9 protein-coding genes are annotated in these 9,309 nt (G+C 34.0%); 5 read left to right on the top strand and 4 right to left on the bottom strand.

What is annotated here, in order from left to right:
- Window positions 1-110: 110 nt before the first annotated feature.
- The gene (locus tag H9636_RS18530; RefSeq protein ID WP_191709036.1) at window positions 111-758 is read right to left on the bottom strand and encodes a hypothetical protein; all 648 of its coding nucleotides are present in this window, start codon (window positions 756-758) and stop codon (window positions 111-113) included.
- Window positions 759-969: 211 nt separating this feature from the next.
- On the opposite strand from H9636_RS18530, the gene H9636_RS18525 reads away from it, so the two are divergent.
- Complete coding sequence (locus H9636_RS18525) at window positions 970-1,470, top strand: hypothetical protein (RefSeq protein ID WP_225230337.1); 501 nt, start codon at window positions 970-972, stop codon at window positions 1,468-1,470.
- Between the two features lie 4 nt (window positions 1,471-1,474).
- On the top strand, window positions 1,475-2,002 hold the full coding sequence (locus H9636_RS18520) for a D-glycero-alpha-D-manno-heptose-1,7-bisphosphate 7-phosphatase (protein ID WP_191709034.1): 528 nt from the start codon (window positions 1,475-1,477) through the stop codon (window positions 2,000-2,002).
- A gap of 62 nt (window positions 2,003-2,064) precedes the next feature.
- Here H9636_RS18520 and H9636_RS18515 read toward each other — a convergent pair whose 3' ends face one another.
- Together H9636_RS18515 and H9636_RS18510 are read right to left on the bottom strand one after the other, a co-directional pair.
- Entirely contained in the window at window positions 2,065-2,283 is a 219-nt protein-coding gene (locus H9636_RS18515) for a hypothetical protein (RefSeq protein WP_191709033.1), read from the bottom strand.
- Between the two features lie 155 nt (window positions 2,284-2,438).
- Window positions 2,439-3,251: a uroporphyrinogen-III synthase gene (locus tag H9636_RS18510; RefSeq protein WP_191709032.1), complete on the bottom strand. Its 813-nt coding sequence runs from the start codon at window positions 3,249-3,251 to the stop codon at window positions 2,439-2,441.
- Window positions 3,252-3,653: 402 nt separating this feature from the next.
- Here H9636_RS18510 and H9636_RS18505 point away from each other — a divergent pair, with 402 nt between their 5' ends.
- The 3 genes from H9636_RS18505 (at window position 3,654) to H9636_RS18495 (ending at window position 7,902) form a co-directional block, all read left to right on the top strand.
- Window positions 3,654-4,652: an N-acetylmuramoyl-L-alanine amidase gene (locus tag H9636_RS18505; protein WP_191709031.1), complete on the top strand. Its 999-nt coding sequence runs from the start codon at window positions 3,654-3,656 to the stop codon at window positions 4,650-4,652.
- A gap of 127 nt (window positions 4,653-4,779) precedes the next feature.
- Window positions 4,780-6,354: an alkaline phosphatase family protein gene (locus tag H9636_RS18500; protein ID WP_191709030.1), complete on the top strand. Its 1,575-nt coding sequence runs from the start codon at window positions 4,780-4,782 to the stop codon at window positions 6,352-6,354.
- A 69-nt stretch (window positions 6,355-6,423) separates the two neighbouring features.
- Window positions 6,424-7,902 carry an aldehyde dehydrogenase family protein gene (locus H9636_RS18495; RefSeq protein ID WP_191709029.1) on the top strand — a complete coding sequence of 493 codons (1,479 nt, stop codon included), beginning with the start codon at window positions 6,424-6,426 and terminating at the stop codon, window positions 7,900-7,902.
- Between the two features lie 49 nt (window positions 7,903-7,951).
- Here H9636_RS18495 and H9636_RS18490 read toward each other — a convergent pair whose 3' ends face one another.
- Window positions 7,952-9,097: a PD-(D/E)XK nuclease family protein gene (locus tag H9636_RS18490; protein ID WP_191709028.1), complete on the bottom strand. Its 1,146-nt coding sequence runs from the start codon at window positions 9,095-9,097 to the stop codon at window positions 7,952-7,954.
- Window positions 9,098-9,309: the final 212 nt, after the last annotated feature.

Below are 9,309 nucleotides of genomic sequence, written 5' to 3'. Positions count from 1 at the left end.
GAAACTATTACTTTTATTTTAAAAGAAAAAAGACTGTAGGCAAACTCGAAATTTCGAGTTTGTCTACAGTCTGAAGCGTGTGATATTTCACACGCTTTTTTTGTTATAAATTACTTTGTTAAAGAATCAAATTTCTTAGGGAAAGTTACATTAAGTTTTTTAAATTCAGCTTTTGCTTCCTCAATCCGAATTTTTACTTTTTTCTTTGTTTCTTCATCTAATTTTTCATAACTTTCATGCATTGGATGTTTCGGCATTTGAACTCCAAGCTCAGCTAATTGGATTTCTGCTTCTTCCTTCGTCATTGTTCCCTCTCTCTTTTGTTTAAAAATTTCTTTTACCTTTGTTTTCGTCTTTTCATCTAAATTTTCGAATGCTTGGCAATGTTGATCCTTTTTTGGAGGACTTATCCCAAGGGCAGCAAACTTTTCATCTGCCTCTTTTTTTGTTATTTTACCTGATTTTAACTGTTTGAAAATTTCTTTTACCTTTGTTTTCGTTTTATCGTCTAGTTTTTGAGATGATTCGTGTTTTTTTGGATGGTCAGGAACTTTCAGACCAAGTTCTTTCAAATCAGTTTTTAAAGAACTTAAAATACTGTCTACTTTTTCTTTCGTTTTCGCATCGAGTTGTTCATATTCTTCATGAAATTTATGATGACCGCTATTTGCATAAACAGACGAAACAGAGCTAAAAGTAATTCCTACTACGAAGAATGTTGATAATACATAAATCCAATATTTTAATATTTGATTCAAAGTCGTCACTCCTATTGTTTTTGAATTTCGTACAAATTATATTTTGTGTAAAAAGAATAGAATAATGTAACCATTTATAGAATTTTGAAATTTACATATCTACAATCTTGGAAGATTAAAGAATTATTAATTCTTTTAAAAATTTCCAAATTTTGAATAATATTACCTGATTTATGGAATAATTCGTTTATAATTATTCAGAAGGCAGGTGTTGAAGATGAATTATGTATTCGTTTTATTCCTTTGTTTCTTCATGATGGGTGTCATATCGGCTACGATGTTTTATTTAGGTAGAAAAATATCTTATAATTACATACTTTATAATGCATCAATTACCTTTGGGAGTGGCGTCATTTTTTTCATTGTGAAAATGATTTTAACTACTGAAGTAGCTGGAAAAATAGAGCAAATTGTGGATATTGTGATAACAATGTTCCTGATAATAGTCTTCTTTGTTTCATTAGTTGAAACCCTTGTCATTGAAGTAATGGAAAATGGGAAAGAGATAAAAAGAAATCTTCAATCGTTTGCTAATAAAATAAGAACATTCGACCTGGAAACGATTAAAACGATTCCGGTAAAATTTAATCATGTTCAAAATAAAATTGTGTTGAAATGGAAATCCCAATTACCTCAAACTATTGAGCAGCTCAAAAAGTTAAAATTAGTTTTTGGATTAATGAAAAAGAGAATAGTAAATAAAAAGGTGTGAAAAAATGAAAAAAGCTGTGTTTTTAGATCGGGATGGTGTCATTAATGAGGTGTTAACAAATCGAGTGAAATTTGTAAACCGACCAAAAGATTTTTACTTTTTACCAGGCGTTCCTGAAGCCATTAAGCAATTAAATAACCATTTTGATTATATTTTTGTAGTGACGAACCAAGGAGGAGTAGGACTTGGTTATATGAAAGAATCACAGCTCATTAATATACATGAGCATATGATAAAGGAATTGGCTAAATATGGTGCCATTGTACATGAAGTTGCCTTTTGTCCTCATAAACCGAAGGCAGGATGCGAATGCAGAAAACCGGGTAGTAAAATGATTATCGACTTGAGTAGAAAATATGATGTAAGTTTAGCGGATAGCTATATGGTCGGGGATACTGATACGGATATACAAGCTGGTTATAAGGCAGGGACGAAAACGGTTTTTCTTGGCGAAAAGGATCCATTAGCTGATGCAGTTTTTTCGGATTTAAAATCAGCTGCCCAATGGATTATACAAGACGCAACAAAATAAGTTAAAAAAATACCACTTTAAAATGCTACAGGAGCAAAAAAGTGGTAATGATTATTGGGCGTTTATCTTTTTTTCTTTTTATCTACGCTACTAACCAAAGAAGGTTTTTTTAATGTTTCCAATTCAATCTGTACATTGAATTTATTCGGTTCTATTTCAGTTACGCTCAGTACTTTTCCTTTTCGTCCTTTCAGTTTAATTTCAGCACCTTCTGTCGGAATTTGATTTAATAATTGACTAATAAATAGATTGTTTTTTTCAAAAAAATGAACAGCAAACATAAGCACATCTCCTTTTAAGAAATCTACTTCCATTCTATGAAGGGAAATAAAATATAGAATGACTTAAAAGGAGTAAGAAGAAAATATTTTATCCAATGATGAAAGAATGGCTGATTCAATTGAATTAGCCATTTAGTTTTAAAAAATTAATTAGGTCAAGAAATGGTGTCTTTATAATATTTACTTAAAGTCATTAGCGCACTTCCGATTCTTTCGTCTTGAGGAATCAGCATTCTTTTTACACCTTGTTCTTTTAGTGCATTACCAGTTACTTTTCCTATGGGCAGCGCTAAAACTTGATCTTCTAATGCGTTGAGAAGTTCAAAATGGAGATTACGTTGTTGTGCATAGTTGAATACGTAGTGAACCTGTTGAACGCTTGTAAAACTGACTGCATCTAGTTGGTTTGTTAGTATTTCGTTAAGTAATTGTTCCAATATTTCCTCTTGGGGTGGGATATGTTGATATGGGATAATTTCCCGATAGTTTACTTGTTGTTCTTTTAACCAATTCATTAATTCGATAGAAGGGGATCCGTATAATTGGACAGCAACGGATTGGTTGTGAATATGATGGCATGAAAAGGAACGAATTAGCCCTGCAATACTTCCGTCATCATCTCTAACAACAGGGACTAATCCACTTTTCTTTAAAGAATTTGCTCCCTTATAACCGCGTACAGCTATTTTCATTTTCGCTAAAGCTTGTTGGAGATTTTCTTCTTCTTTCATCTCATTAGCTACTTCAAATAACTTGTCAATTCCTATACCTGTTGTGAAAATTATCCATTGAAATTTACCTTGAATAATATCTTTAATTTCCTTCCCAATAAATTGAGAATCAAAAAATACTGTTCCTTGAGCTGGTCGGTGAACAGCAGAACCCCCAAGTTGCTTAATTATATTCACTTGTTCTTCTATTTTACGTGTGCCTAATAAAGCAACACGTTTGTGATCTAAGCCACCCATCAGTTATCCCCCTAAACTATTTTAATCTCATATTAACAGAAAAAAGTATTTATAATTATGGGATTGTTATAAAAATTCATGTGCTTTTTAAAAAAGGATATTTTTGAACCGTTAAAATTGATTTTTTACATAGAAAATAGATGAGATAAAGGTCAGTAAAAAGAGTTAGTTTTATATCCAGACCTTTTGTGGTGAATTTTAATCATCAAATGGATTGAAACTAAAGTAGTATTTAAAGTACTCAAAAAATTATCGAATATTTTTCTATTTTTTACATAACCGAAGTCTCTTTTTCTTCTATTGAATCGTATTTAATACAATATAGAAAACTTTTCGAACCTGAGGCAACTGTTCTAACAACTATTTTTTTAATGCATATACTATTTCCGAGGGTGATGAAAAATGATAAAAATAGGATATGGTGCTGGTCATGGATATCATACACCAGGCAAACGGACACCAGCTGGAGAAAGAGAGTGGTCTTTTAACAATAAAGTTGCCCGTGCTTTTGCGAAAGAAATAGCTTTATATAAAGGCGTTATTGCAAAAAGATTTGATGATCCAACCGGAGAATCAGATGTTCCTTTACTTGTACGTACAAATGGTGCAAATAGTTGGGGAGCAGATTATTATATTTCATTTCATCACAACGCCCTTGCCGGACAATGGGGGAATCATACAGGTGTAGAGACATACATTTACACAAACCCGTTGCCTCAAAGTGTAGAACTAGCAAATGCGATTCATCCAGCAGTCGTGAATGCTTATGGTTTAGCAGATAGAGGAATAAAGCGAGGGAATTTACACATTGTACGTGAAACAGAAATGCCTGCCATTTTAATCGAAGGCGGTTTTATGGACAGTACAATTGATATAGTAAAATTAAAAAATGATCAAGTATTAGCGAATGTCGGAAAATCTGTTGCCCAAAGCCTTGCAAAATTTTTAGGATTGAAAAAAGCGGTCGGATCAGTACAAGACACACCTGTTCAAACACCAAATCAACCTCCAAAAATCCCACCAACTCAGGCACCGACTCCAACGCCAAATAAACCTCCTATGTCATCTTCAAAACTTGTGGAAGATGGTTCATGGGGACCAGCAACAACAAGAGCTCTACAACGTCATTATGGAACAACAGTAGATGGGATTATTAGCGGTCAGCCAAGAAATCCATCGACTGAAAATATACCATCTGCAAGGTTTGGATCTGGTGGTAGTCAATTAATTCGTGCGATGCAGAAAGATTTAGGAACAACGGTTGATGGCTATATAAGCTATCCATCTCAAATGATAAGAGCTTTACAAAAAAAACTTGGTACAACTGAAGACGGAATCATTAGCAGACCATCTCAAGTTGTAAAAGCAATGCAAAGAGCCTTAAATAACGGGACATTTTAACTTAAAAACTGTACTCCATAATTGCTAGAAGAAATCTAACATTACGGAGTATAGTTTTTTCTTTTTTTAGAGCATGGAAAGGAACATTAAAACCATAATAAAAAGAAAATCGATAAAAGGTGTTTTTATGCTACGTAAAATCTTATTTTCTATTGTTGGATTAATTGTTATTTTGGGGATATTTGTTTTATCACTTTCCATGTCAAAAACAAAGGATTTAAACGCTATTGGGATTCAATCTACTAATAAACCGGTTATTTTTATCACAGTAGACTCTCTCATGACCGAATCGATACAAAAAGCAATTGAGCAAGGACAAGCTCCGGCTTTTGATTTTCTAATAAAAAACGGAAATCTGTATTCGGATATTGTTAGTTCCTATCCGACGATGTCCGTGACGATTGATAGTACCATTTTGACAGGTACTTATGCTAACCAACATCATATACCTGGTTTAATTTGGTTTAACCAAAAGGAAAAGCGCATGATAAGTTACGGAAGTGGTTTAGGTGAAATTTGGAATAATGGTGTGAAAAATGTCACGAAAGATAGTATCGTTCATTTAAACAATGAACATTTGAATAAAGAAGTTTTAACTATTCATGAAGAATTGGCTGATAGAAATTTACAAAGTGCTTCTATTAATGGACTCCTTTTTCGTGGGAGTAATCGACAACACTTAAATGTACCAAAAATGATATCGTGGCTAGATTTATTACCAAAAAATATTGAGGTAAATGCCCCTACAATCCTTTCTTTAGGAACTTTATCTCAATTCAATCCACAAAATGATCGACAAAAATTTCTTTGGAATCGAATGGGGGTAAATAATGACTTTACTGTAAACGAGTTGAACTATTTAATCGAACAAAATAAATTGCCTCCCTTTACCCTTGCTTATCTCCCAGATGCCGATGCGGCATTGCATCGCAATGGCCCGAATGATATAGCCGCGATTGAAAAGGCGGATCAATCCCTTCAAAAACTTTTAAACAACTTCCCATCATGGCATGAAGCAATTAGGGAAGTAACGTGGATTATAATAGGGGATAGCGCACAATCTTTAGTGGAAAAAGATAAAGATAGAGGGTTAATTGATTTAAATAAATCACTAAAAGACTATAGCTTTTGGGATGGGAAGAAACGGGAAGGTCAAATTGCGATTGCCGTAAATGAGCGAATGGCTTATATCTATTTAAATGATGACAAACTATCATTTAAAGAAATTATAGAAAAGTTACAGAAAGATGAGAGGATTGGATTTATCGCGTGGAAGGAATCGGATCGAAATTATGTAACAAATCCTCGTAATAATGATTTGCTATCCTTTTACCCGGAAGGTCCATTCAAAGATAGTTATGGACAAAGTTGGCGTTTGGAAGGGGATCTATCCGTCTTAGATTTAAATTTTAATAATGCAGGAGACATTCAATTTAATAATTATCCAGACGCACTCGCTCGACTTCATGGTGCTCTCCATTCGAATGCAGGTCGTTTTATTATTGTAGATGCGAAACCACACTATGAATTTATTGAAGAACATAGTCATGATCATGCAGGAGGAGGAGCCCATGGTTCTCTTCATCAAATTGATTCAATTGTTCCGATGATCATTGTTGGAACAGATTCAAAACCAAAAAGTCATCGCCTTGTAGATATAAAAGAATGGTTAGTGGAATTAGTGGAACAATCTACTAAATAGAAATACGTATAACTGCTTCAATCGATGACAATTACTTAAGGTAGTAACAGATGATGGAGGTAATTTAAAATGGCTACTGAACCAATAACAGTCCATGCAATAATAAATGGGGAAAAAATCAAAACAGAAAAGACAATTCAACGGGAAAACCCAACTCATCCAGAGGAAATTGTAGGATATGCTCCAAATAATACAAAAGAAGAAACGATTCAAGCGATTGATGCAGCATTTAACGCTTTTAAAAGTGGGGCTTGGAGTGATGTCAATGAGCGCATAGATCGTATGAAACGTGCTATTCAAAAATTAAAAGATGCCACTGATGAAATTGCTGAATTATTATCCCGAGAACACGGTAAAGCTCTGTATGATGCGAAAGGAGAAATTGCAATATCCATCATGTGGATGGAATTTGCATGTGACCATGTGAAAAAGGTTGTAACACCTGAAATGAAGGAACATGAAAATGGTAAAACCATTATTACCTTCGATCCAATCGGAGTTGTATCAGCCATAACGCCGTGGAATTACCCAATTTCCTTATCGACGATTAAAATTGCACCGGCTCTTTTAACAGGGAATACAATGGTGTTAAAACCAAGTCCTTTTGCTCCGTTAGCTGTTAGTCGTGTTACGGAATTAATTGCGGATGAATTTCCACCAGGTGTGTTAAATTTGGTCAACGGTGGTGCGGAAGTAGGAATTGAACTTACTTCTAATCCGAAAGTAGCGAAAATCGCCTTTACAGGTGGGACAAACACTGCTAAACATATAATGAAAGCTGCATCCGAAACAATTAAAAAAATGACACTAGAATTAGGTGGTAACGACGCTGCCATTGTATTGGAAGATTTTGATGTAAACGATGAACGTGCATTACGTCGAATGGTGATTTCGAACTTTTTAACTGCTGGTCAAATTTGTATGATTGCAAAAAGAGTTTACGTACATCGCTCTATTTATGATGCGTTTGTTGAAAAATATATTGAAGCCGCAAATAAATGGATTCGAGTAGGGGATCCATTCCATCCTGATGTAACGATAGGTCCAGTTAATAATAAAAACCAAGTAGAATATGTAAAAAGTTTAATTGAGGATGCAAAAAATAAAGGGGCTAAAGTGATTCCTTTAGGGAAAGTACTCCATCCAGAGTTAATGGATAACGGTTATTTCTTGCAACCGACACTCGTCTTAGGGGCAGATTACCATGATCCAATTGTCGTTGAAGAACAATTTGGTCCTACTGTACCTATATTACCTTTTGATGACGAAGAACAAGTAATCGAATTACACAATGAAAGTATATATGGTTTAACAAGTTCTGTATGGGGCGAGGAAGAACATGCTATTAGAGTAGCCCGTCGTATTGAAGCTGGAACAACAATGATCAATACGGCAGCTGTTCAAGGGTTAGATGTTCGTTTCCCATTTGGAGGTGTAAAGCAATCCGGTGTAGGAAGGGAGTATGGCGAAGAAGGATTAAAATCTTATACGGAAACGCATGTCATTAATATACCGAAAAGTTTAGAATTACCATATATTCCTGAATAAAATGAAAACAGTTGGAGGGGTACAATCTCCAACTGTTTTTTATTACTTTTTATACTTCCTCTTCTTGGGCGATGGTTAATTCCATCTCTGCTCGGACATCAATTAGTTTTTTCTTTTCTCCATTTGGATAAACTAGACTCCAAAATTGATATCCATTATATCGATCTTGAGAGCCTTCCCCTTTAACCGAATTAATGGCGGCAACTGCCGAACTGGAAAGACTACTATATTCCTTACCTTGGAATAAAATGTGGCCATTGGTCAAGTCAATTTCTGCACGAACAGTTTGTTGATCAACAGATCCTTCTAGCACTTTTTCCTCTTCATTTAGACGACTATAAATCTCTTCCCATGTAAGCTTTGTTGCACGTTCAGTAGTAGATGTTTTCACCTTTCTTTTTTCAGGGGTTTCATTTTTAACAGCATCGAATATTTCATCTAAAACATCTTTATATTTATTATAAATAGCAATACACAACTCATCGTTTACTTTTGCCATTGGTTTATTCACTCCTTTATATACCATTCGTAAATTATGAATATATTGTTGTAACAGATGTTTATTTTCCATTGATAATTTTGGATGGTTTAAACAAGGAACAATTACAAAATCATAAAATCCTTGATAATCTACTTGAATAAATTCGGGACATTTTGGTTTTACCGTTTTGTCTGGAGATAAAAATACTTTTAACTCATAAAGGTAAGTATCATCAAGGTTATCTAAAATCTTCGTATAGGTTTCCGTTTGGTCTTTATTCTCCCTTGAGAGCACTTTATTTTCTACTATAATGCGAACTAATGGATTTGTTATGTATAAATCAAATCGAGCATTTAATTTCATTTCTGTTTCGGGATCCACAGCTGTAGCAGTAACCTCTGTTGCTACTTCCATTGATTCCAAATCCAGTGCCCCTGATTCAATTAAATCTAAATGAAGGCAAGTTTTCATGTTGGAGATGTTTTCCTCACTAATGAAATAAAGAAAACGTTTTAATGGAAATGTGCCTAAATTTAATGAAGAGGTTGGCGAAATGAGCCAGCTAATAAAGGCGCTATGCATCGTTTCTCGATGTCCAAAACCGAGTAATTGAAATAAACTTTCTTTTTCGAAGATCTCTTGTAATTGTAAGAAGTCCGGGTCACTTATTAATTGATTAAGTTGGGTTTTCAATTGTTTTTCATCTGTTATCATGTGAAACTTCCTACCTCCTTCAGTTATAAAAATAGTTAGTTTTCATTTTACCATTTTTGAAAGTATGAATGGTTATTTAAATGATAGGGGTAGAAGGTAAAAAGTAAAAAACCTTTCTATTTATGAAATAGAAAGGCCAGACTGTAGACAAACTCGAAATTTCGAGTTTGCCTACAGTCTTTTTTCTTTTAAAATAAAAGTAATAGTTTCTG

The sequence above is a fragment of the Ureibacillus galli genome, from assembly GCF_014836845.1.
GTDB classification, from domain to species: domain Bacteria; phylum Bacillota; class Bacilli; order Bacillales_A; family Planococcaceae; genus Ureibacillus; species Ureibacillus galli.
The sequence above is the reverse complement of the archived record's forward strand: the minus strand, read 5'-3'. Positions and strand labels throughout refer to the sequence as shown.

What these genes read in the sequence shown, in the direction of transcription:
- H9636_RS18520 (WP_191709034.1), top strand. Translation starts at nt 1,475, where the DNA reads ATGAAAAAAGCTGTGTTTTTAGATCGGGATGGTGTCATTAATGAGGTG.
- H9636_RS18515 (WP_191709033.1), bottom strand. Translation starts at nt 2,283, where the DNA reads ATGTTTGCTGTTCATTTTTTTGAAAAAAACAATCTATTTATTAGTCAA.
- H9636_RS18510 (WP_191709032.1), bottom strand. Translation starts at nt 3,251, where the DNA reads ATGGGTGGCTTAGATCACAAACGTGTTGCTTTATTAGGCACACGTAAA.
- H9636_RS18505 (WP_191709031.1), top strand. Translation starts at nt 3,654, where the DNA reads ATGATAAAAATAGGATATGGTGCTGGTCATGGATATCATACACCAGGC.
- H9636_RS18500 (WP_191709030.1), top strand. Translation starts at nt 4,780, where the DNA reads ATGCTACGTAAAATCTTATTTTCTATTGTTGGATTAATTGTTATTTTG.
- H9636_RS18495 (WP_191709029.1), top strand. Translation starts at nt 6,424, where the DNA reads ATGGCTACTGAACCAATAACAGTCCATGCAATAATAAATGGGGAAAAA.
- H9636_RS18490 (WP_191709028.1), bottom strand. Translation starts at nt 9,097, where the DNA reads ATGATAACAGATGAAAAACAATTGAAAACCCAACTTAATCAATTAATA.